This is a genomic window from Ulvibacterium sp., assembly GCF_965228935.1.
Taxonomy (GTDB): domain Bacteria; phylum Bacteroidota; class Bacteroidia; order Flavobacteriales; family Flavobacteriaceae; genus Ulvibacterium.
The window spans coordinates 3,056,209-3,080,484 of sequence record NZ_OZ245846.1 but is presented as its reverse complement, the minus strand read 5'-3'; the positions used below and the strand labels follow the sequence as shown (position 1 = coordinate 3,080,484).

Annotated in this window: 14 protein-coding genes; 3 read left to right on the top strand and 11 right to left on the bottom strand. The window is 43.0% G+C overall.

The genetic code is table 11. The features are described from left to right. Nucleotides 1-82: 82 nt before the first annotated feature. The 7 genes from ACO06Y_RS12930 to ACO06Y_RS12900 all read right to left on the bottom strand — a co-directional run bounded on the left by ACO06Y_RS12930 (nucleotide 83) and on the right by ACO06Y_RS12900 (nucleotide 14,882). On the bottom strand, nucleotides 83-2,287 hold the full coding sequence (locus ACO06Y_RS12930; protein ID WP_422079394.1) for a PKD domain-containing protein: 2,205 nt from the start codon (nucleotides 2,285-2,287) through the stop codon (nucleotides 83-85). 11 nt (nucleotides 2,288-2,298) lie between these two features. After that, nucleotides 2,299-3,177, bottom strand: a complete 879-nt coding sequence (locus ACO06Y_RS12925) for a glycoside hydrolase family 16 protein (protein ID WP_422079393.1) — start codon at nucleotides 3,175-3,177, stop codon at nucleotides 2,299-2,301. A gap of 20 nt (nucleotides 3,178-3,197) precedes the next feature. Continuing rightward, a complete protein-coding gene (locus ACO06Y_RS12920; RefSeq protein ID WP_422079392.1) occupies nucleotides 3,198-4,583 on the bottom strand; it encodes a carbohydrate-binding protein in 1,386 nt (461 codons plus the stop codon). Between the two features lie 12 nt (nucleotides 4,584-4,595). Then, entirely contained in the window at nucleotides 4,596-7,796 is a 3,201-nt protein-coding gene (locus tag ACO06Y_RS12915; RefSeq protein ID WP_422079391.1) for a glycoside hydrolase family 2 TIM barrel-domain containing protein, read from the bottom strand. A 271-nt stretch (nucleotides 7,797-8,067) separates the two neighbouring features. Then, complete coding sequence (locus tag ACO06Y_RS12910; protein ID WP_422079390.1) at nucleotides 8,068-10,860, bottom strand: triple tyrosine motif-containing protein; 2,793 nt, start codon at nucleotides 10,858-10,860, stop codon at nucleotides 8,068-8,070. A gap of 40 nt (nucleotides 10,861-10,900) precedes the next feature. After that, complete coding sequence (locus ACO06Y_RS12905; RefSeq protein WP_422079389.1) at nucleotides 10,901-11,995, bottom strand: ion channel; 1,095 nt, start codon at nucleotides 11,993-11,995, stop codon at nucleotides 10,901-10,903. After that, nucleotides 11,982-14,882: a ligand-binding sensor domain-containing protein gene (locus ACO06Y_RS12900; protein ID WP_422079388.1), complete on the bottom strand. Its 2,901-nt coding sequence runs from the start codon at nucleotides 14,880-14,882 to the stop codon at nucleotides 11,982-11,984. Before ACO06Y_RS12900 ends, ACO06Y_RS12905 begins: the two co-directional genes overlap by 14 nt. Nucleotides 14,883-15,163: 281 nt before the next feature. On the opposite strand from ACO06Y_RS12900, the gene ACO06Y_RS12895 reads away from it, so the two are divergent. The 3 genes from ACO06Y_RS12895 (at nucleotide 15,164) to ACO06Y_RS12885 (ending at nucleotide 17,636) form a co-directional block, all read left to right on the top strand. Beyond that, on the top strand, nucleotides 15,164-16,156 hold the full coding sequence (locus ACO06Y_RS12895) for an AraC family transcriptional regulator ligand-binding domain-containing protein (protein ID WP_422079387.1): 993 nt from the start codon (nucleotides 15,164-15,166) through the stop codon (nucleotides 16,154-16,156). Between the two features lie 98 nt (nucleotides 16,157-16,254). Next, complete coding sequence (locus tag ACO06Y_RS12890) at nucleotides 16,255-16,764, top strand: DUF1772 domain-containing protein (RefSeq protein WP_422079386.1); 510 nt, start codon at nucleotides 16,255-16,257, stop codon at nucleotides 16,762-16,764. 29 nt (nucleotides 16,765-16,793) lie between these two features. Beyond that, entirely contained in the window at nucleotides 16,794-17,636 is an 843-nt protein-coding gene (locus tag ACO06Y_RS12885; protein WP_422079385.1) for an NmrA family NAD(P)-binding protein, read from the top strand. Between the two features lie 327 nt (nucleotides 17,637-17,963). On the opposite strand, the gene ACO06Y_RS12880 is transcribed toward ACO06Y_RS12885, so the two are convergent. The 4 genes from ACO06Y_RS12880 to ACO06Y_RS12865 form a co-directional block, all read right to left on the bottom strand. After that, nucleotides 17,964-19,340, bottom strand: a complete 1,377-nt coding sequence (locus ACO06Y_RS12880; RefSeq protein ID WP_422079384.1) for a sterol desaturase family protein — start codon at nucleotides 19,338-19,340, stop codon at nucleotides 17,964-17,966. 209 nt (nucleotides 19,341-19,549) lie between these two features. Further along, nucleotides 19,550-22,651, bottom strand: a complete 3,102-nt coding sequence (locus ACO06Y_RS12875) for a tetratricopeptide repeat protein (RefSeq protein ID WP_422079383.1) — start codon at nucleotides 22,649-22,651, stop codon at nucleotides 19,550-19,552. A gap of 64 nt (nucleotides 22,652-22,715) precedes the next feature. Next, entirely contained in the window at nucleotides 22,716-23,219 is a 504-nt protein-coding gene (locus ACO06Y_RS12870) for a GNAT family N-acetyltransferase (protein ID WP_422079382.1), read from the bottom strand. Between the two features lie 185 nt (nucleotides 23,220-23,404). Then, on the bottom strand, nucleotides 23,405-24,262 hold the full coding sequence (locus ACO06Y_RS12865; RefSeq protein ID WP_422079381.1) for an AraC family transcriptional regulator: 858 nt from the start codon (nucleotides 24,260-24,262) through the stop codon (nucleotides 23,405-23,407). Nucleotides 24,263-24,276: the final 14 nt, after the last annotated feature.

Genomic DNA, 24,276 nt, shown 5'->3' with positions numbered 1-24,276 from the left:
GATGGTTAGTCGTTGCTCTTAAGAGAGAGGCCCGTGGGATCTGTTTCGCCACCGACCCTTCCTCAACTTAAGCATTTTTCATCTATTCCAGAATTAAATCGTCCAAATAATACGTACCGCCTTCCGTAATAGGACTGTCCATTTCATCATTATCAGGCTTTATTACCAATTGACTGTACGATGTCGGTGAAGCGGGTAGGTTGATGAACGTAAATTCTACCTCCGTCCACGCGTTCGCATTGGGAATGGTTGCAAAAACGGCAGCAGGATTTCCGATACTTCCATCATTTGGATTGGCCAGCAATTCAAACCGGAAAACTACATTCGCCTTTGTGGAATAGACCTTGACTTTAAAAGTATCAGTCGTTGTTAAATCAAAATTTGATGGGAATACATTCTGAATTCCCGCAAAGAATTCCGAACCGGTAGGTTTGTCCACTCTCAAAACAAAGTCGGAGGTATTGATTCCGGTTTGGGATGGATTTACGGTAAGTTCCGAGGTTAAACCCGCCCCAAAGTTTTGACTTGAAAGAAAGGTTTCACAACCTTCAAAATCCAAGGGTAGCATTGTAGCCGCCACTTCGGTATCGGTACATCCACCGCCACTGGAACCGCTTGTATCCAGTACTAAGGACACCTTGTCAATTATTACGGTACCCACTTCGGCACCCATATCGAATAGTACGCGACTGTCCGCCCCACCAAATCCGGTAGCATTCAAGTTTAGGGTAAATGTTTGGGTATCCGTGGTCAGGTCTACAGTTTCATTAACACTGGTAAAAGGATCAACATTTAATCCGATACCGGCAATCATAGTGCGACTACGATCCGATGAAGCTTCAAAAGTCAATATGTAATTGGCGTCCTGGGTAATTTCGACCACTTGGCTCAAATTCACATCAAACGCATTACCCGCAACCATTACATCTACCGAATTGAAACTATTTCCTCCTTCACTAACAATGTTACGTCCACCGCCAATCCATGGGTCGTCACCACTCTCAAAATCGCCGTTGGTGAGGAGCCCATCATCAAAAGTACCTCCGGAACCTCCGCCTGAATCGCTACCATCACCACCTTCGACCAATGAAACGTTGTCTATCACTACCACACCTACTTCCGCACCCATATCAAAGAGCACACGACTGTTAGCTCCCCCAAAATCGGCAGCACTAAGCTGCAATGTAAATGTTTGGGTATCCGTAGTCAGGTTTACTGAAGGTGCCGTATTGGTAAAGGGGTCTACATTGAGTCCGATACCTGCAAGTATCGTACGGGCACGATCGGAAGAAGCTTCAAAGGACAAGATATAATTGGTGCCTTGCACAATTTCGACCACCTGGCTCAAATTTACATCAAATGCATTACCCGCAACCATTACGTCAACCGAATTAAAACTATTTCCTCCGTCGGTAACGATGTTACGTCCACTCCCAATCCATGGGTCATCACCCCCTTCAAAGTCGCCGTTGGTCAACAAACCGTCATCAAAACCACCTCCGCCATTACTATCACTTCCATCCCCACCTTCTACCAACGATACTTTGTCTATGACCACAGTACCTACCTCTGCCCCCATATCAAAGAGCACGCGACTGTTGGTTCCCCCAAAATCGCTGGCTGAAAGTTGCAAGGTAATTGTCTGCGTGTCCGTTGATAGGTTAACTACCGGAGCGGTATTGGTAAAGGGTGCCTCATTTAATCCGATGCCCGCAATTATGGTACGCTCACGGTCGGAAGATGCCTCAAAGGACAAGATATAATTGGTGCCCTGTGTAATCTCAACAACTTGACTAAGATTAACATCAAACGGGTTTCCGGCCACCTCAACATTGACGGAGTTAAAGCTATTGCCACCTTCGGTTTCCACGTTAAGCCCACCACCGATCCATGGCTCGGTACCATTTTCAAAATCACCATTGGTCAACAATCCTGAATCAAAACCGGGATCCGGAGTTTCAACCTGCACAATAATCTCGTCTTCGAAGATAGCCGAGGCCCCAGCTACATTTAAGGCCTCTAACTTAACATTATAAGTGCCGTTGGCAAACGTTACGATGGGATTAACCTCGGTTGAAGTATCCCCATTGCCAAAATCCCATTCGTAGCTATTGGCCTCTTCTGAAACGTTAATAAATGTAACCGTACCCGTATCTTCATTTTGAGTAAAGGTAAATCCGGCCACTACCTGGGGCAAATTGGTATCGTCATCGTCATCGCAGCCCGAAAAGGACAGGACCAATAGAAATGCGAAAACCAGTTTTACCTTTTGTATCACTTCTTTCATCTTCGTTCGTTTTAGTTTGGGTTTGCATTTTCATATACCCGTACATAATCTACCAACATGGTCTGTGGGAAAACCGTTTCTTGATTCGGTGGTCCGGGCAAATCGCCTCCAATGGCCACGTTAAGAATGATATAAAATGGACGGTCAAAGATCCATTGGCCTTGGCCCTCGGTCTCTTCGTCTATATCTTCAGGTGTAATGCGTTGGTACAAATCGCCATCTACATAATAGTTAATGTAATCCGGGGCCCATTCTATTCCAAAGATGTGGAATCCGGTATCAAAACGATCCTCGGACAATTCATAGTCCTTGCCAATGGAGTCCCCACCGGAAAAACCAGGACCGTGAACACTACCAAAGGCAATGGTGGGCTCATCGCCTACGTTCTCCATAATATCGATCTCGCCACAAGCTGGCCAGGGATTATCATCGCAATTGTTGCCCAACAACCAAAATGCCGGCCAATAACCTTTTCCAAATGGTAACCGCATACGTGCCTCAAAACGTCCATACGCCTGCTCAAACAATCCTTGGGTGGTAAGCCTTGCAGAGGTAAATAAGGCTCCATTAAATTCTTCTTGCTTTGCGGTAATCAATAGGAACCCGTTTTGAACGGTAACATTTTCCTGCCTATCCGTATAATACTGTAACTCATTGTTGCCCCAACCCGGGATACCTTGTTCGGTACCATCACCAAGGTCGAAACCCCATCGACTCGGATCGGGCGCACCATCTACATCAAAATTGTCCTCCCATACCAAGGTGTTGAATGTGGCTATGGTCTGGGTATCATCGGTTTCACAACCCATAACCATGAGGAGTAGACTCGTGAAAATCATCTTGTAGCCCGATATTGATTTTATGTTCGTATTTAAAATTTTATTTTTCATAGGTTTTAAGGGTTTACGTATTATTCGGCGGAGAAGAAGATGTTATCGATGGATACGTTGGATATGGTACCATCGGAGACAAAGAATAACTGGCCAACGGCATTTCTTGCGCCCAGACCCGTAAAGCTAGAGAGCGGAATTTGGAATTCTACCCATTCATTAGGGATTAGATTACCCCCATCAATTCTAAACGTACCGGAAGTCAAATCAGGGTTTCCTACGGAGTTGACCAATTGTATATTAATAAAGTCACCAGCATCAATGGATTCGTCCGCTCTTATCGAAATTCGCAGATCTGTCATCTCCGTGATGTCTATTGGAGGTACATTTTGAAAGAAATTTATGGAAACAAAGTCAAGCTGGGTATATCTTATAATCTGCCCTCCGTCTTCTTCCACTAGGCCCCCTTGTGTATTCTGGCCCAGAAAAAACCCATTGTAGTTGTCCACGGGAATATCAGCGAACAAATCACTAAAAATCGAAATGATTTGTGCGGATTCAGAAGATTCCACAAGCAATTTACCCTCTGCCAGCACCCCCGCAATAGATGCAGTTATTTCCGTTAAACCGGTACCAGCGACCGTAACCTCGCCAAGTTCATCTACAAAAGCCACATTTGGATCAGAGCTTTCAAAATTGAAGTAAGAGGGCGTAAGACTGATCGTCTGATCGATTCCCGACCCCAAATTGAACGTTTGTTGCAATTGACTAATGGTTACGGTTTGCCCAACCGTTGTTGGGAACCGGCTGTCATTACCTCCCAAAATAGAAGGTCTGGATTGCGCTACAGTCCCTAAACTTTCGAACCGTAACTCGTCGATCCAAAAAGTGAACCCCACCCCGTTAGTGCTCAGTGTCCCTGCCGAGAATCTGAACATTCCCCGTTCCTGAACCAATTTTGCAGGATCCGGGATAGGAATAACAACTTTTTTCCAGTCTGTGGACAACCGAACGTTTTGCAGGCCGACCGCAAATTTATCCTCATCAAAATCGGATCCAAAACCTACCTCATCGATAGTGGCGGTAGTAGAACCTTTTACATAAAAAGTCAAGGCATCAAAACCTGTTAAATCCCTACCGGCGCCGCGATCGAGGAAAACACCCCCAATAAAGCCCCCGTTGGGATCATCCGGTGCAGGCACATCGATTCTGATGGATGATGTACCTTCAAAGGCTACATCATCATCTGTATCAAAGCCTTCAGTATTTGCCCCAATGGCAGGATCGAATGAATCAAAAAACTCATCCGTAAGACCTACCGGGGTATCAATGAATATATCTCCATTTGCCGGAAAGGTGGCGAATTTCACCTCATCCGAAAAATCTCTTTCACAAGATAAAAAGGCAACAATGCCCGGGCCCAGAAAAAGTAAAAAACGTAAGTTGATGTATTTATAAATTTTCATTTTTCAATCTTTTTATTTCCCGATGTTGATGTGTATGTATGTCATGATTTCCCACTCGTTACCATTGTCAAATCCAACCGGACTTAAAATGGGTTCTGGAGGAAGCGTACCAGGGGGTACCGCAGTCGGTGCATAACGAGGGGAGAACTCATCCAATGATCGCCATATACCCCGTATACCTATTTGGGTACTGGGCAAAATAAACCAGTCCGGTTTGCCCAAGGTGGTAGAGATGTCCAACATCAATTGTACCGGGAACGTTAAGTTAAAATCCCTATGGTAATCAAAAGGTCCCCAATCGTTAATCTTTTGGGTGTACTGTAGCTTGTATTTTTTATAAAGTATACGGACATCCCCACCAAAACGCTTGATCAATCTATCGTTATCACCATTACCCTGTCCGTTACCATAATAGAAATTTCCTATTATCCCCAAGTCCGCGCCTAGCTTGGAAACCATCCTGGAATGGACTTCCCACAAGTCCTCTGCAGGTGCCGAATTGGGAAAAGAAAAAATGGTACGATCCGCCAAAAATCCGATATGGGCATCCATAGTAGTGGGAAGGTGGCGATATACGAAGCCCAGGTTCATGGCAAACTTGGCATCTTCGGACCGGTCATTGTCCCACTCATACATCCATGTACCCGGTGTGGGGTCATAGGTAAAGAGTATCTCCCCAGCCGTGGTTTCACGATTCCAACGTACAGCAAAGGGATCATCAATAATATTCCTCAATCGACCCGGAGCTTGTACATCTTGGGGAATAGCATCTACCAATGGTTTTTGCCACAAGAAATTGGGTGCAATTTGAAAATTTCCGGTCGCGAGAGTAAGTCCGGATAACACATTTACTTGGTTTCCACTTCCTGTATCCCTTAGTTTCCATCCGGTAAAGGTCAATGTTTGGTCGGCACCCCCATTGGCAATAAGGCCCATGGCCGCCGCTTGTCCGTACCAATTAAACTTCCCGCCTTCATAGGTAAGTTTCACTTTACCGCCCCAGTTATCACTTGCTTGAATCCTGTCCTCAAAAACGGTATAGTTTCCGGGTGTACCCCTCACATCTTGAAATGAAGTACCGTTCAATGGGCTTCCGGCCCAAATCCCTCCTATAGTGACCCCAAATTTGCCAAACTCCCTTTCTATAGTAAGGGTAGCCCTTTCAGTGGGCCAAGGGGGAACCACCCCACTCCGTAATTGATTGATATCCAATACTCGCCTTCCATTTTCATCGAAAACAATGTTCGTCTCAAAATCCCGATGATAAATACCGGTAATATCGAATTTTCCAATATGTTTTTTGTACTTAAAAAGCATAGTAGGGTTGGCCCCCCACCATAATTGAGGGCCAATCGCGGCTTTTAAGCCTTTCAACGGACCTTTACCATCAATTTCCGCTCCTAGTATTTCTCCGTTATAGATATCCAGGTTTGGGCCATAATTGGCTTCGGGATAGAGACCGAAAAAATCACCTTCGTACCCCCAATGATAATGGCCTGTTCTATAAAACCCCCGTAGATCGAACTCTTTGGCGTTCCACTCAAATTCAGCTTGGTATACCCGTATCCTATTTACATCCTGGACCAATACATTTCCTTCATCGGTATTCACTTCTATAGGACGGGAATTGTTCTCATAAAAAATCTCATTGATCGGATTTTGCGCTACATTTCCCACTATATTGAAATTGACCTCTGCACGCATGTTGGAAGCGGGATTGCCCTCCACCCCAACAAAATAGGACTGCATATGATCGAATCCCAATTGATTTGGAAATGTATTGGGATCATCCGGATCGGCATTATCCGGAGTGGTAATAAGGCTACCTCCGGTACTGAATGTTGCCAGCCTCGCCGTAAGATTACTTATTCGAAGCAATTTGCTCTGCTCCCCGCTTAAGGCGGCCTTATCGCCCCGTGCCTTGAGCACGGCATCCATCAATTGTATATTGTCAAAATGGTTTCCTACAAAATCCAGATCCACACCCTCCGCATACGGATTCAATTGATGTGCCTCCTTCAATGCATAGTAGGCCGCCCGTGGATAGAGATCGTAAAGACCTCTGGGGTTCGTAGCGCCCTTGGCACAAATTCCAAACCATTCCTCGTTCATGTTATTGGCTCCGGGAGCCGCCAAATCCCTGGCATAACCTCCATTGGACCATGAAGCATTGTTGTCATGAACGTCCGCATTTTTTCGGTCGTCAAAACCGAATTTCCACCAGCCATCACTAAATTGAAATGTAAAGCCGCCTATGGAATTATCGGCCTTGCCCAGACCGGCTGCATTCTCATAGATTTCCTTCCAATTACCCACCATATAGTAGGCCTGGGAAAATTGATCTTCCTTGTTTTCAACGGCATTGTAAGCATCTGCCCCAAATTCGGTAAACATAACCGGCTTGTTGAGCTTTTCCTTTACCACCTGGAACATATCCCCAAAGGAAAGACCGCGGTAGGTGTTTGTTCCATAGATATCCACATCTTTACATTCCTCGGCAACGATATCGATGAACAGAACATCCCCATTACATATGGCCACTGGGTGGGATGGATCCATGGCCTTCATTTTTTTCGCGGCCTCGTTCATCAACCGATACATGGGCCTTCCCCTACTTTCCCCTATAAATTGTATTCTTTCCTCATCATCGGGAAAATCCTCTGTCTCCGCTCCTGCCCAGAACAATCCATAGTTATTCTCATTCCCCAATAGGTAAAGTAACAGGCCTGGTGTATCTTTATATCCCCTAACCAGTTCCTCCATTTCGGACATCAAGAACTCTTGGGTCTTGGCATCGTCATAAATGGTCACCGGTGTCCAAACCCCATCCAACGTCAATCCATAGCGACCAAAGGAATGGTTGAGCATGGTATAGATTCCATAGTTCTCGTAGATGTATTTTATCCACCTTGCCGGAACTCCTGTGTACTGTCTAATAACATTGACATTCATGTTTTTAAGAAGCGACATTTCCGTGTCGAGCCCAGCTTTGATAATGTCATCTGACTTTTTCCAAAATTCCGCGTTCACGGTATTTGTGCCGATAGGGATATAATCCCAGTTCATACCGTTGATCATGAAGCTTTCACCATCAACGACCAGTTTTGCCCCATTTTCATCTTTTACTACAGCTACATTGCTGGATTGTGCAAAAACAATCGCGGTAAAGAAGAAAAAGGTGAGTTTGAGTAAGTTTTTCCGAAGTGCATCCATAGAGCAATTTTTAACACTCTAAACTTATTATCAAAAATTATGGATGCCATAAGTTTTACCCCTACAAAAAATATACATGGCAAAAAACAGGAGCGATTTCTAACAATATAGCAGAAACATATGTCGTAATTGACCATTATTGCTAATGTTTTGGCCAATTGTTAAAAAACTAGTTTTCATAGGATTACAAAAAGGAAAAACACTTTTGTATAGGTCATGTTGAGGTAGAAACCCGTTATGTTGAGGGTAAAGAATCGAATTGTTGATCGGGTTAGAGTTCCAATATGTAGTTCACTAGATTGTCCTCATGTTGCAATCCTAATTTTTTGCGAAGTCGGTACCGTTTAATTTCAACACTTCTGGGAGAAATATGTAGAAGCTGGGCTATCTCCTTAGAGGATAAGTTTAAACGCAGATACGCACACAATTTAAGGTCATTGGGCGATAGGGACGGGTGCGTCGTCTTTATTCTCTTGAGGAATTCGCTATCGGCATTGTTGAATGCTTCCTGAAAAAGTTCCCAATCATCATTTTGTCTCAGACTTTTATCAATGATTTTTATCACCGGTTTCATCACATCTTTGTTCCCCATTGCGTTCAGTTCATCCTTTATGGTGGTAAGCAATTCATTCTTCCTGATGATACTCATTGTGGAGACGGCCAATTCCTTGCCTTTACTTTTATTTTCCAACTCCAACTGTTCATTTTTGATCCGTATAATTTCCTTTTCATTCTGAACCTGGGCCAGTTCCAATTCCTTTTTATTTTTCTCTATGAGCTTTAGACGTTGTTTTTTGTAATACTGCTTATACACATTGTGCATAAAGAACGAGAATAACAATATACCCAATAGGTAAACGGCAATCATTACATTGGATATATACCACGGCTTTGCTATCGCAAAAGCATACGAGGCGGTATTGCTCGAAATGGAGTTCCCTATCTTTCCCCGCACCTCAAATACGTAATCCCCAAAAGGCAAATTTTCATAGAATACGTTGGCCTTTGGAGACCAATCACTCCATTCATCATAAATCCCTTGCAATCGATACTGATATACCGTCTTTACATATTTATTATATTCCGGGGCATAAAAGGAAAATTCAAAATTGTTGCTATCATTATTGAAATTGCCTTTTAACCCTGTGTCCTGCAAATTTTCATTTGTTCGATCTACTCCATTAGAAACATTGGCCATATGGACTTGAAAATTTTTGACTTCTACCTCATTGATGTTCAGTGTAATATAACCTGAAGTCTTCCCCAACAAATAGTTTCCATTATCATCAAGTTTTATAATGTTTTCGTATCCCAGGATACCATCCCTCATTTCCTTGCTAAGCGGTATATCTCTAACTTTAGGGGCATTTGTCAATCCCACGGGGGTCACAAAACTTACATTGGATTTTGTGAAGACCCACAATTTATTGTCCGATTCATCGACAATCAATTTTCCAGATTCATAGTCCTCTTCGTCATACAAAGTACTTAAAAGGCTGTCCTTGGCAAATTGTCGGGTCTTGCCATCAAATTTGAAAATCCCGTTTTTATAGGCGTACAATATATCCCCATTATACTTCACAAGACCTGAATTGGAACCTTTGATAAGGGTGTCCTTCACCACACTCTTTATGTTAAAAAATGACTCGTCCAGCTTTAATTTGAAAACCCCGTTATACTCATGATTTACAAAGATTTCACTACCTAATGTCTCAAAGTATCTGGATGAGTTATTAAACCCTCCGATTTTATTTTTAAGCTTCCATGAAGTATCCGATCTTTCCAAGATGTACAGGCCGTCATAATTCCCTTGAAGTAATACATTTGGGTTTCCGTTCAGCGGCGCGATATCCCATGTGCCCTGAACATCGAATATTTTTTGGACTTGATCGCCTTTAATCAGAAAGGTACCCGAGTTATGCCCACATAATAGTTTAGTATCGATCTGCCTTAAACTCCATACCTGACCCTGTGTACCCGCAATAAGGTTAAACCCGTTATTACCGCTCAAACGCTTGTAGAACAATCCCTGGTTTGTCCCCAAGTATAAATTATCATTGTACACGGCTGCGGCATAAACACTCCCTAAAACGCCTTTGGAATCATTAAAGACCTTATAGGGCGACTTTCTATTTACATAACTTATACCATGATCCAAACCTAACCATATGTTATGGTCCACATCTTCAAATAACGCTAGGACCGTATTGTTGGATAGGCCATTGTTTTGATCTATCTGAAAAACCAATTCTCCGGTTGCACTTAAATAAATCACCCCGTTGGATATGGTGCCCAATAGAAAACTATTGTCCTTTAACTGAATACCATCGTAAAAGCTAAAAGCCGACAACGCCTTATTGGGATACTGATCGGATTGTACCAATGCCCCATCCTTAACAGTGTAAAAACCATTGTCCCTGGTAAGTATCAGCAAATTCCTATCGCTTCCAAAAACATGGATCACTTCATAATTTCTGAGTATTTCATCATCCAAAACTAAAAAGTCCTTCCCGGATTCAATCCCAAAGAGACCCTCACCCAACCTTTGGAAATATACATCCTGCCCAACCTTGAACATTTTGGTAATCGTCCTATTCGAATCGATCGTGTTTACCGTGCCTTTGCTTATATCATAGATGTAAATCCGTTTCAAGGACTGGAAGACCATATAATCATCCACATGTATGATATTCCAAAATTCTTCGTCCTCAATAAGGTCAACTCCAATTTTTTGGGATAACGACGTATAATTCAGTACACCTAGGCCATTCCTTTTCCAGTAACCGAATTCCATAAAACAGCCCGTATAAATTCGATTCTCTACCACCTTGACGGATCGCATGATCGTTTCGTTGGGCGAAGGATAAAGTGTCCAACGGGCCCCGTTGAATTCCAACAGACCTTTACTATTGGCTACATAAATCAATTTATCCGAAGCTTGGGAAATGTCCCAATTTTGATTTTCACCGTTGTAATCCCCGGGGTAAAAATTTTGGATTGGGGGAAGCTCTTGGGCCGTAAGCCCGAAGGCAATAAAGAGAAAAAAGAGTAAAACGTATTTCAAATCCAGGTTTTTCGGGTTTTAAACATATAATATAGAAACTTTACTCATCCAACCCATATTTTTTTAGCGATTCATTCCAAGATACCGATTGAATTCGCATAATGAGCTGTTTGTTCACCTCGCTAAAAATTGGTTGGGACTTGGGCATGATGAAACTTCTGTACTGTTTTTGAAAAGTTAACGGAAGTAACCTTACGCGATTTTCCATATTGTTGGTTTTAATAAGGTACTCGGTAGTAGTCCTATCGGAAACCAAAATCTCAATTTCCTTTCTTGATAAAGCCCTTAGGGCCTGTAGCGGGGTCCTATAGACTTGTGACGGATGCAAATCTTGTTGCTGCACAAAGTATTCGGCATCAGAGGCGCCCACAACCCCAATTTTCCCTGCATTCTGGAGGTCTTCCAATCCGTTGATATCAGCTTCAAGGGTATTTACCGTTAACGTTGAGGCTATGGTAGCCGTAAACCCTGAAATGATAATGATAGCCGTAAACATCCACACAATGGCAATGGTCTTTCCCAAATGCGTCTTTGGGGCCTTGTCCCCATAGCCGACCGTCGTCATGGTCACCGCGGCCCACCAAAGACCGTCAAATAGACCTCGGATACCCGGCCTGAACTGGTATTTGTTCGTCTTTCGTTCTGCGAACCAAAGAATGGTCCCAAAGGTCAACAAAATGGCGAGCAAGAGCAGCACTATATTCAGAAAATCCCGAGAAAAGAAATTATTGATAAAAATCCGAAATTGACTTTGACCACTAATAGTGGTTGCTACACCAACACTGGAAATATAGAAGGGTTGGCTCACCTGAAATCGCTCGATACGACTTGGGCTATTATTAAGAGGATTGATTGAAATATCAAGTTCATCATAGTCAAGGGAACGAATAATACCTACCGCATCGCTAAACTCAACATATTTATAAGCCATATCCATTTCCGATGCAATATGCTCCCAAAGATCGATTGAAACCCCGGTAAATCCTCCCGATTCCTTTACTACAAAGGGAGGATCTACATAAATGCCCACGAGCAAAGTGTCCCTCAGCATATTGGCGTTACCCAAAATACCCGTAAGAAGCATGGCTAACAAAAATGATATCGAAGGTATCCTTTCCATATTATTTGAGCCCATCACTTGCGTTTATTGACAAAAACCGAACAAGAATTCCTAACAAAGCACTGGTTTGTTGGGAAAACGCATTTTTTTCCTTGGAATAAACACAAAAAATTGCCGTACCTCCCACTTTTTGTTCCAAGGGCATATATATACGTGAAAGATATCCCATACTATCCTTTTTACTTATGTGTTCTTCAGCTTCCTTATTGAAATCATGAATCAAAAGGGGTTTCCCTGTACACATGACATAACTGGGTAAATTGCTTTTTTCATCAAATGGCTCCTCTCTATTGACCATTTCATGATTTTCCCTTTGGTAGCCTTTAAACTGGACGACCTCTCCCTTTTTAAAAGCAAGCTCAAATACATCAATTCCCGTTGGAAGTTCTACCAATTTATTAAGAATAGGCAGAATCATGTTCCAATCGGAATCCCTTGGAATCTGTCTAATCAACTTATAAAGTAAATAGATATTGACCCCCGTACTCTTTAGTTCGTTCTTTTTTTGCAGGAGGGCACCGCTCTGTTCCACCAATTCAGCCTCCTTTTGTTCAAGCTCCTTTTGCTTTTGATATAACGAAGCTTGTAATCCCTCTATTCGTTTCAGCAACCAACGCCTTATAAAAAACCAAAAGAAAAAGAACGCTAAAGCCACCAATAGTAACATCCCCCACCATGTACCATACCATTTTTGGGATACATCAATAGCCATCTCCACAGGTGCGCTCCATCCAAACCCTCCGGCTTTTTGACCTCGAACCAATACCATATAGTTTCCGCTTTCTAGTTCATTCAAGGTAATCTGAGAGGTTTGGGCATCCGACCATGGGACATCTTCAATGTCTTCTTGGGTCAGCTCACTTTTAAAAATCTTATATTGATATCGTACATCCACGCTCGGGAAAGTAAGGGTAGCCATGGCTAGCTCCACCTTTTGGGATTCCTTTGGTTGGATTGTACTTTTTCCTTCAATCACATCATTGTCTACAGAAACCCTTTTTATAATTGGAGTCTTTGTTTGGTAGGGTTCCGGATTTGCCCGCGAAGAGTACACAATGCCTTCCGGTGTACCTACCCAAAGTTGGGAATTTTCATAGAGTACCATACAACGATACGAGGAAATCTTGGATGGCGTTCCACTGGTTTCATCAAAAACTACATAGTTGCCCTTGGCATCTAAATGTATCAACCCATTGGTATCGGTAGCGAGCCAAAGTGTGCCATTGGGCATATCGGTTATCGATCTTATTTCACTATCAGTAAATACACCGAGGTTTACCTTCCGAATGGTTTCCGTATCATATTTTAAAAGTCCGTCCGTTGTTGCAAGCCAAACAATGCCCAAATGATCCACGGCCATATCATGTACTTCAAAATTACCACTGACCTCAAATGGAAATGGCAAACTTTTGTTTTGAAAACTATCGGATGATCGATCATATTTATAGAGGTAGGATTCCAAACCAATGCCAGCGGCATACAATTCGTCTTTACCCCCTTCACGAAATACCAAGATGCGCGTTTCAAAGCCCTTTTCCTTACCATATTCAATGATATTCCCTTTCGAATCAATTTTTGCTGCCCCTATTATCGGTTTATCGGAGGCAGCCTGGCAAAACCATATGTCCCCGGCATGGTCCGCCAAAATAAAAAAGACACCACTTCCCCGATTGCTCAAATCATATGTTCTCTTCAGTTGATGCCCCAGATATTGAAACACCTGGCCTTCCGCCGAGCCATACCAAATCCTATCTTTTAATGAGCCGATGCCGACGATGTCATTGAGGTTGCTCTCTTTTTGAAAACTCGTGGCAATGCCTTCACTGCTTATCCACGAAACGGCCCCTTGTGAGATTACAATAGGGCCTTCCCGGGACGGGTTTATCGCCCTGATGTTATCATGACCCAAACCCGAAACACCCTGAAAAAAACTGGACCACAATAAGGCAAGACCTTTGTCCGAGCCTACCCAAATCACTTCATCAAGTCCGGTTTCATCTCTTGTGAATTGTAATTGATTTACAGTACCAAAAGAAAGTTCCTCTACACGATGTGGATCATTCGCGCCGAATACCTTGGACAGCTTGGTTTGATCTCCTTGGTCTTGAAATGTATAGATCGCCGAATCCGAACTTAGGAATAAAGTACCCCTATCGTTCATTGAAATATACTTTAATTTTCCATCCACGGCGAATGCTTGCCTGTTGATGATATTCTGGTTATGGGTAACCTTAAGTTTTTCCAACTGTTCCCCAGCCAGCCAAATGATGTCATCCTTTATTAAAAAGTGATTACCTGAACCATAGTTTTTAAGGGATGTAAACTCTTGGGCAGATTCATTAAAGTAGAAAAGTCCATTGCCCGGGGCCAATACCCAAATGGTACCAAATTTGTCCTCTCCAAAGACCATCTTGGGGACTTTTTCCTTGGACACCAGATCAAATGGTCTGCCTTTATCGGTATTCCCTGAAAACATCATTATGGAGCCGTTCATTTGGCCGATCCACAACCTGTTTTGACCGTCCTTAAAAAGTTCTGTGGGGTAATGAAGGGCGGAATTTGGCTTAAATGACTCGATTTTTGGTTGTCCATTGACGTAAAACACCCGGTGCATACCCGTATCATTGGTAAAAAGCAAATCGTTTTTATTCCAGGAAACAAAAGACCTAATAGTCTTGCTTCTCAAGGTAGTATTAAAATCCTCAAAGGTATTGCCATCGAACCTAAACAACCCTTGATCCGTTGCCAACCAGACATAACCCTCATGATCCTGTATTGTCCGATTGACATTTTTAAAAGGAACCTCCTCTCCATGATAATAGGCATATTTAAACTTTTGTCCATAAGAAAGCCTTGCCAGAAGGAAAAAAAGGCAAAAGAGGATGAAGGTTTTGAATCGCATAGGTAAATGGTCCGATTCTTAAAGATAAAAAAAGCCGGTGACTTGTCCCTTCGGTGAAGGCAAGGCCAAAACCTATTCCGATACCACTTTAAAAGGAATACGGGACCCTAGCCAAATTGGATTTTTAAATTCACCCGTTATTTGCCCAACAACCATAACACAAGATTATAAGAAAAATATGGTGTGCCGAATACGGATAGCACGTTGCGGTAGGTACTACCATTTACCAATTGTTTGTATATTAATCATTTCACCCGGTTACCTAAACTTTGTATCCCAATATGAACTACATTTCGATAAGTCTTTATAAAAAGGTGGTTGATCATGCCATTCATGAGGGCATGAACAGGGATGATTTCAAGAACCTACCTACTCCCATAGACACCATAGGGAGACTGAAGGCCGTACCTGCCGAACATTTCTTCGAGTTGCACGAAATCCTTGATGAAAAATTAGGTCCGGGATTCTCGGTCCGGGTCGGACAGGAAATGAAAATAGAGGACTACGGGGTACTGGGCCTTTCCTGGAGAACTTGTTCGTGGGCAGGCGAAATATTCGAAAGAAGCGAGCGCTATTTTAAACTACTTTCCAACACCTATGTTTTCACGGTAGAGAAAAATGCCAATCAATCCCGTATTTTTTTGCATAGAGAACCCCATCGAAGGGGTTTGGAACTATCCAATGAGGCCACCTTATCGGCCACAGTAGTTGTTCTTCAGGCAATGACCGAAACCGATATGGCCCCAGTCCAAGTAACCTTTAAGCACGATGCCCCGAAAGATATGGGTAGTTATCAAAAGGCCTTCAAATGCCCAGTTTTGTTCAATCAACCTTCTTACTCCATTACCTATAGAACATCCGACCTTGAAGCGCGAACCGCCAAAGCGGACGCCAGTATTAACCAATTTTTGGTAGAAAGGGTGGAGGAAGAGACCAATGGACTTCAGGTAAGTATCGGCAAACTATCTTCGGACGTGGAATCGTTAATCAAAGATGCCTTGCCCAGCGGAATTCCAAGTATCCAACAAATTTGCAATCATATCGGCATGAGCAACCGGACGTTTACCCGGAGACTTTCGGAAAATGGGGTAACCTTTCGTGACCTGATCAGGAAGACGCAAAAAGAACTATCCAAGAACCTCCTTAAAAATTCCAATAGAAGTATAGCTGAAATCGCATTTGAAACCGGCTTCTCCGAGCAAAGTGCATTTAATCGTGCCTTTAAAAGATGGACGGGCCACTCCCCCACTGAATTTCGGAAAGTCTCCAGATAATCTGCCCATGGCCTAAACTGTCAAAACTTTGGCTTAAACTGTCAAGCATGGCATCCTAGTCCCCGCTAGTTTTGCTCCATAATTAATAACTACTAATCATGGAGCTATCTATTAAATCTTTTGTCCTACTTGGGGCCGTTATCCTCACCGGGCTTTCAGCAGGTCTGTTTTATGCCTGGTCGGTTTCCGTAATTCCCGGCACGCAAAACTTGGGCCATTCCAATTACCTAACAACAATGCAATCCATTAACCGGGCCATTCTTAATCCGGCCTTCTATGTTGTTTTTTTCGGGAGCGTACTTTTTTTGAGTATAGCCAGTATTTATGAATTCAACCTTGATGCAACTGCTTTTTGGTTGATTTTGGCTTCTTCCATTTGCTATTTGGTAGGTACCATTGGGGTAACAGGTCTTGGAAATGTCCCGCTCAATAATCAATTGGATGTCCTTAAGATTACCGAATTGAGCAGTACCAAAATTGCGGAATTTCGTGCATTCTATGAACAAAACTGGAACCGACTACATGGCATACGCACCTTTTGTGCCGTAATCTCATTTGTCCTGGCCGTACTAGCATTGTTCGCCCATGTTAAAACATTCAAATATTAGTATCACGTTTAATCTAAAATCGAAATAAAATGAAGCAAAACATCTTAGTAATCGGAGGTACCGGTAAGACCGGTCGCCGAGTCGTAGAAGGACTGACCCAACAAGGACACCATGTAAGGGTGGCCTCCAGAAACAATGCCCCTGCGTTTAACTGGGAAGACCATTCCACTTATGCCCAGGTACTTAAAGGAATGGATAGGGCCTACATTGTATATTATCCCGATCTGGCAGTTCCCGGGGCAAGGGAAGCGATTGGCGCAATAACCGAAGTAGCCCTTAAGGAGGGTCTTGAAAAAGTGGTGCTTCTTTCCGGAAAAGGAGAAACAGAAGCCGAGGCCTGTGAACAGATCGTGGCGAACTCCGGTCTTAACTACACTCTTGTCAGGGCTTCTTGGTTCAATCAAAATTTCAGCGAAGGTGCCTTTTTGGATTCCGTATTGGCTGGACATGTGGCTCTTCCTATGCCCGAAGCCGAAATCCCTTTCGTGGATGCCGACGACATTGCCGAAGTGGTTACCCAAGTACTGATGGATGATTCCTATAATGGAGAAACCATTACGGTGACCGGACCCAGAAAAATAACCTTTAAGGAAGTAGTGGAAACCATGGCGGAAGGCATTGGGAAGGAAATCCATTACCAACCTATTTCCCTGGATGAATTCAAATCGGGAATGAAAGCCGCGGGTCTGCCCGACTCCTATGTTTGGCTTTTTGGCTACTTGTTCAAAGAGGTATTGGGAAATCCGGAAAATCAGGATATATCCCATGACATTGAACGGGTATTGGGCAGAAAAGCAACCGACTTTAAAGCGTATGTGGAAAAAACAGTTGAGAGTGGTGTCTGGAACCAATCACTCCCCCAAACTATTTAGGGGTTACAAGACCGCCCACCATGGTGGGCGGTCTTGGTTCTTGTTTCCAAATGGTTAACTTTTGAAATCCTCAATACCTCCTTTGTAAAAAGCTCCCTCAAATTGTTCCAAGGTGGGAGACATTCTCCTTACTTTTGGATAGGGAAGGCCGCAAACTCCTCCAATTTCATTTCTCGGTTAAAAATCAAATCGGTTTCCAAGCCATCATCGGTCAATATTGTAGCATTTTTGCATGAGTTCAAAATGCTTTTTTAGATTCTAATCCAATATGGGTTTCCTATTGCCGTGATCGGGTTAATTCTGTTGTCTACGCAATATGGTTTTAGATTAATCCGGAATAGCATAGAACTTCTTTACTGCTTCGTAATTACTGTAGTCCAATAAGGATTTCCCCTGGATTTTAATGCTCGGAGGAATAATGACATACCTAAATTTGTTACCCCGAGCTGGAGATATTTGAAATTGCGTCAGGTCACCTGACAACGCCTGGGCCCGAATGCTAATATCACCTGTCGTTACTGTACCGCTTCCATAACCATAGGTAAACTGAGCTCCCCTAAAATTCAGAACAGGTAGGAGATATGAATTGCCATCCCCATAACCCGAAAAAAACACAAGAATTGTATGGGTGCTTCTTATACCGGCGGCACTGGGTAATTCCGAAGGAAAATCTATTTGCATGTGCTTCAACGAGGTTGAAGATCCCTGAAAATCCGCAGGTATCCAAGAACTGTAAAACACCTCCGCGTTTCCATCCTTCCCGTCGGCCCCATCCTGGCCTGGTTCTCCTTGTTCTCCCTGTTCTCCTTGAGGCCCTTGCTCTCCTTGGGATCCTTGGGCTCCTACTGGCCCTTGCGGTCCTTCAATTTCATCCTTACTGCAACTTACCGAAAAACATAGTATCAGAAGCACGGCAAAAATCTTTTTGTCTAGATGAATATTTTTCTTTTTGTTTCCAGGTTTGTTCAAATCCTTAAAAGTGAGCATTTGCCATACTTTCGCCGAGGCCCCATAGAAAAATCCGGTTTGATGCTCGTAATTCCTTGGATTTTGAAAAGTGCCAAAGATGATATCAAAAATGGGCAGGTCGGAATAGTTGTGCTTATGGATACCCTTGGCATGATGTACCGTATGACTCTCCGGACGTTGCACGAGGTATCCCAACCAACGGGGTGTCTTAATATTCGCATGCTGGAACATCCCCAAAAAAGTGGTGACCAATAACGTAAAGGTAATGGCTTGGGGAGAAAGCCCAACGATCAGGGCAAAGCAAAGACTTCCCAAAACGGTCCACCCTACCATGTCCAACGGGCTAAAATAGAAGGCCCCATAGGTGTCCAAACGTTCGGCGCTATGGTGCATTTGGTGGAAGGTACGCCAGAGGAAATCGGATTTATGAAGGGCATAATGCCATACGTAAACCCCCAATTCATAGAGCAATACCCCTATTATCCCTCCTTGCCATGCATTGAGATGGGTAAGGTCAAATAGACGATAGGGTTCTATATAAGGATCTGTAAAAAGAGGCAGATACGAACTTAAATAGAAGAAAAATGCAAAAGCGGTTAATCCTCGAACCTTCCAAAATTTAATTTTTGGCAACTGTCGTGCGGGAAACATTCCTTCCCAAATCATGAGTATCATATAAATAGCTAGTATTACCAATGATACAGGATCCAATAAAATTTCCAATGGTGTTGGCATAACATTTTTATTTAAAGATTATAGGGCAAACATAATCTTGACACTCATCCGGCCACAACCTGAAATGGGTCATTGTCCTTAAAAAATGTTGTATGTAATTATTTAATTTTCAGAAATGTGAAGCGATTCCAACAGATGTTGCACAAATTGCAAATAGTGTTGCAAAATGTTAAAATACTATCTTGAGTAAATAGACTGTATAACAGGTTTTATTGCTTTTTTACGGCACTGGGCGCCATGCCAAATTGTTCCTGAAAGCACTTGGAGAAGTAGGAAGGATTTTGAAAACCGGTCTCATAGGCCGCTTGTGAAACGGAAGCTCCATTTTGTTTTAGTATGTCCATAGCACGATGTAATCGGAAGGAGCGGATATACTCATTAGGGGTCAAGTCGGTAATGGCCTTTATTTTTCGGAACAATTGCGAACGACTCAAACCGACGGCATAGGCTAATTCCACCACCCCGAATAACGAATTGGCCATTTCCTTTTCCAAGTGTTTCGTGACTTTCTCCATAAAAATGGCATCCAAGGAACGTATTTTGAATTTCTTCGGGGCCAGCATTTCACTTGCCTTGAACTTGGCCCGTATTTTCGCCCTTAGAGCGATCAGGTTATCCAAACGCACCAAAAGTTCTTCGGTATCGAAAGGCTTGGTCAAATAATCGTCCGCAAGGCTTTTTAATCCCGCTAATCTATCTTCCTTGGAAGACTTTGCCGTAAGCAGGATAATCGGGATGTGACTTGTCAGCATTTCTTCCTTAAGATTTTTGCAGACCTCCAAACCATCCATTTTGGGCATCATTAAATCACTGATTATTATATCGGGAACTCGTTCCTTGGCTATTTTAACCCCTTCTTCCCCGTTTACCGCTTCAATGAAATGATAGGTCGATTTTAAAATATCCCTGATGTATTCCCGTAAATCCTGATTGTCCTCAATGAGCAGAACCAATGGCTTTCCTTCCCCGTCGCCTTGCCCACCGGTTTCGACAGATTCTTCCCTTAAAATCTGAGTTTTTTGCCTTGATATTGGTTCCTGTTCAACATGGCGAATTCCACTGATTTCCTCGTCCTTTAGATGTGACCTACCTTCTGGTAGAAGGATTTCAAACGTGGTGCCTTTATCCACCCTACTTGAAACCCTGACCGTACCTCTATGCAATTCTACCAATTCCTTGATCAATGCCAATCCAATACCCGTTCCGGTGACATCTTCCGTATCTGCATTGGAGGCCTGATAAAAACGGTCAAAAACATGCGGCAGTTCCTGTTCCGAAATTCCGGTACCGGTATCGGTAACCGAGATACTGAGAACATTATCTGCCGATAAGCGCTTCAAGGATACCGTTATTTTTCCATCTTCTTGAGTATACTTAAAAGCATTGGACAATAAATTGATGATAACCTCTTCAATTTTTTCACGATCTACATATAAAAAATGGGATTCTTGTTCAGCTACAAATGCAAGTTCAATATGCTTAGTTTCCGCTAAGGATTTAAAGGACATCACCCATCCCTTAATCAGGGGAACGATGTCGATCAAGGCGGTTTTAAGGGTAATTTTACCCGATTCGATTTTGGAGAGGTCCAACAACTGGTTGATCAGTTTTAGAAGTCGCCTTCCATTGCGTTCCATCACATCCAGTTTGAAATGTAAGGCTCCGTCGATGCTTTTTCGCAATTGATCTATAGGGCCTAAAATAAGCGTTAAAGGTGTACGGAATTCATGGGAGATATTGCTAAAAAACCTGGATTTCATGCGATCCATCTCTTCTAACTGACGGCGCTGCGTTTCCTCAATTTCCAAAAGCGCCTTGTTCTTTTTGTTGCGGTACACAAAGAATTGGAATAGCAATAGGGCGAATCCCAAGGCAACCAATGTACCGATGGCGAAAATATTGCGCCAAAGTGTCCTTTTCTCGTTTTCTTGCTGGAGGGATTCAATTTCCCGTTCTTGACGTTCCGTATCATACTTCGCCTGTACTTCCGCCAGTTCCTCATTCGCCTCTACCAGTAAGGAGCTATCCCTAACCTTTTTGAACAATTTGTGATAGGCCAAGGCCTGTTTAAAATCGCCTCTGCGTTCTTCCAGAGCGGAAAGCTTATCATAGGTGATGGCCAGTGAAAAGTAATTATCCCTTGCTTTTTTAAGCGTTAGGGCTTCCTGCAGATAAACTTCGGCACTATCCAACATGCCTTGATCTAGAAAAAGCGAGCCAAGACGATCGGCCACCCCGGGGAGCATGGGCTTATTCGGTGAAGCGTGGCTCAATGCATGGGCTTCCCTCAAATTCTTCAGGGCCGGTTGCACTTTTTGCTGTTTTTGATATACTTCCCCGATGTTCATCAGGGATTGAATAATGCCTTGCGGTTTGCCCAAACCTCTTCTGAGTTCCAGTGCTTTTTTGTGGTACACCAAGGCACTATCGTGCTGTTTTAAATCGGTATAGGTAACTCCCAAATTGTTGAATATTATGGAATTGACCCGTTGGTCCCCTATAGTCCTATTGGCCTTATAACTCTCCAAGTAATAGGCGATAGCCGTTTCGGGATTTCCGTTTTCCTCATGTAGGACTCCTAAGGAAATCTTTACTTTCGTTAGTCCTATATGATCCCCGATTTTATCTTTTAAATCCTTCGCCCTGACCAAAAGATCCAAGGCCCTTTCCCGATTTCCCAACCCTAAATGGGCAAGAGCCATTCTAAAATAGTTGTCGGATATCCCTTTGGTATTTTGCTGTTCTTGATGTATAGCCAAACTTTCCCCATACAATGCGAGTGCTTTTTTGTCCTCGGCCATTAAATACATCAAATGCCCTTTTCCATGAAAGGATTCGGCCAAACCGGTTCTATCCTCAATTTCAATAAACAATTTTTCCCCCTGATCCATGGCAGCTTGGGCATCTTTATACCGCCCCATAAAACCATAGGCTGTACCCTTTTCCAAATAACATTGGGCCAATTTATTCTTTGTCCCTGTTTTTTGAAAAATTGCAATGGCCTCATCAAAAAAGTCCAGGGAAGTTTCGTAATTCGCTTGTATGGAAAGTGCCTTTCCCTTGATGTAAAACGCTTTACCCCGTTCCGGTTCATAATCCCCTAATTTGGAATCGGCCAATATTCCAGAGACTAAGTCCAAGGCCTTGGAAGGGTTGTACTCCAAATAAGTTTCTGCCAAGGCATTTGTGTTTTGGAACAACCCTTCCCCATCCAATGTACTTAAAGAACTTGAAAGACTGTCAATTTGTTTGGTCTGGGAAAAACCGACCTGCACAAAAAGAAACAAAATGTAGACAAGTTTTTTTTTCATTTATCCCAAGACTTACAAGTTCATTTTGAAATTGGTCAATATTTAATGCGTCCAGAAAGGAAAATCAGGTTTTATACAGCCGATATTCGATGATATCCAGCTTTTTTTGGTCACCCATCACGTAGTTGTCCGATGCTTTCAGACCAAGCCCATGAATCAATTGAATGCTCTTTGAATTTCTTTTATCCACGGGATATTTAATGTATTCCACATCCAAATTTGAAATTCCCCAATCCAGCACATAGCGCACCACCGCTTTTCCGACCCCTTGGCCTTGGGCCTTGGCTCCAATCCAAAGTCCAAAATGAGGTTGTCTTGATGGAATCCCATGAATGCCACAACAACCTGCAAATTCATTTTTTAGGAGAATGACCCAGACAAGATCCGTTTCATTTTCCATCTGTTCCTTGGAATGTTTTATAAAGGCAATGGTATCCTCGATTCTTGCCGGTGGGGCATCGAGTGGCAAATAAGTGATAACCTCTTGGTCAAAAGCTTTAAAAATAGCAGCCGCATAATCCTCTGCGATAGGAACTAATTTAATGACATCATTGATTTTGTGTTCCATGTCAACTTTTGTAAACAATAAATTGTCCCTAAAGTTACTGATTTAGAAATTCTTCGTTGCCAAGATATTTATTTGGAGGCATTTAGCGAATTTCAATGCAAGTACAATTCAATAACCCTCATCGGTAAATCCTCAAAATTGGCAGACCAATCATGGATAAAAAGAAGTTCTCGTTTAATGGGCATTTATTGAATCGGTATATAGATTTCGGTAATCAAGCCTTCCTGGGATACCTTGTCGGGGCTGTTCAGATATTTTTCGAAAGGAATTCCCTTCCTAAGTCTCACCCCATTATTGGGAGCCCAATCCAAATAAATGGTTCGGTAAAGTCCATTAAGCCCCGAATAAGGGCCCTTATGGATGAAAATGGCATACTTTCCACCTTCCAAGGACAACGACCCGAACTCACCTTCCGGTTTTAGGGGCTCTTCCACGGTTATGCAGGCATAGAACCGGCACTGTTTATCCTTGGTTATGGCCGGATCATCAAAACTGAGGCCGAGATATTCCGTACGGTCATTCAATACTTCTTTTGCCTTGCCATGTTCCAACAACCTGTGCCAAGCTCGATCGTATTCCTTGGAAGAGCCATATTTTCCCATGATTCGGGTATAGACCAGATGAAAGTTTCCAACGAATCGAATCATTGGTTCCATGATGTGTTCATTACGCTGCCCTAGATTGTGTAGAGTTGGAAAATATATCCTCATTTCCCTAAACCTGGAAGGTGCCATCCCAAAATGCTTTTTGAATGCTTTGGACAGGGATTGTTGGGAACCGTAACCGACCTTGGGTGCAATCCGGGCCAAGGACATAGACGTTGTCTGTAATTGCTGGGCCGCCTTCTCCAATCGTATACGGGAAACATAGGAACGGACGGATTCCCCGATATGAGTCCTGAATATCCTGTGGAAGTGAAACTTTGAGATATGGGATACCCTGGCCAAGGCCTCCAGGTCAATGGTATTTTTTAGGTTTGCATTGATGTAATCGATGGCTTTGTTCAATGATTTTTTATGGGCCTCCTCGGTACTTGTACTCATTCCATTCTTGGTTT

Bases quoted from the DNA above. Each gene is read 5' to 3' on its own strand.
- ACO06Y_RS12930 (WP_422079394.1), bottom strand. From the start codon at position 2,287: ATGAAAGAAGTGATACAAAAGGTAAAACTGGTTTTCGCATTTCTATTG.
- ACO06Y_RS12925 (WP_422079393.1), bottom strand. From the start codon at position 3,177: ATGAAAAATAAAATTTTAAATACGAACATAAAATCAATATCGGGCTAC.
- ACO06Y_RS12920 (WP_422079392.1), bottom strand. From the start codon at position 4,583: ATGAAAATTTATAAATACATCAACTTACGTTTTTTACTTTTTCTGGGC.
- ACO06Y_RS12915 (WP_422079391.1), bottom strand. From the start codon at position 7,796: ATGGATGCACTTCGGAAAAACTTACTCAAACTCACCTTTTTCTTCTTT.
- ACO06Y_RS12905 (WP_422079389.1), bottom strand. From the start codon at position 11,995: ATGGGCTCAAATAATATGGAAAGGATACCTTCGATATCATTTTTGTTA.
- ACO06Y_RS12900 (WP_422079388.1), bottom strand. From the start codon at position 14,882: ATGCGATTCAAAACCTTCATCCTCTTTTGCCTTTTTTTCCTTCTGGCA.
- ACO06Y_RS12895 (WP_422079387.1), top strand. From the start codon at position 15,164: ATGAACTACATTTCGATAAGTCTTTATAAAAAGGTGGTTGATCATGCC.
- ACO06Y_RS12890 (WP_422079386.1), top strand. From the start codon at position 16,255: ATGGAGCTATCTATTAAATCTTTTGTCCTACTTGGGGCCGTTATCCTC.
- ACO06Y_RS12885 (WP_422079385.1), top strand. From the start codon at position 16,794: ATGAAGCAAAACATCTTAGTAATCGGAGGTACCGGTAAGACCGGTCGC.
- ACO06Y_RS12880 (WP_422079384.1), bottom strand. From the start codon at position 19,340: ATGCCAACACCATTGGAAATTTTATTGGATCCTGTATCATTGGTAATA.
- ACO06Y_RS12875 (WP_422079383.1), bottom strand. From the start codon at position 22,651: ATGAAAAAAAAACTTGTCTACATTTTGTTTCTTTTTGTGCAGGTCGGT.
- ACO06Y_RS12870 (WP_422079382.1), bottom strand. From the start codon at position 23,219: ATGGAACACAAAATCAATGATGTCATTAAATTAGTTCCTATCGCAGAG.
- ACO06Y_RS12865 (WP_422079381.1), bottom strand. From the start codon at position 24,262: ATGAGTACAAGTACCGAGGAGGCCCATAAAAAATCATTGAACAAAGCC.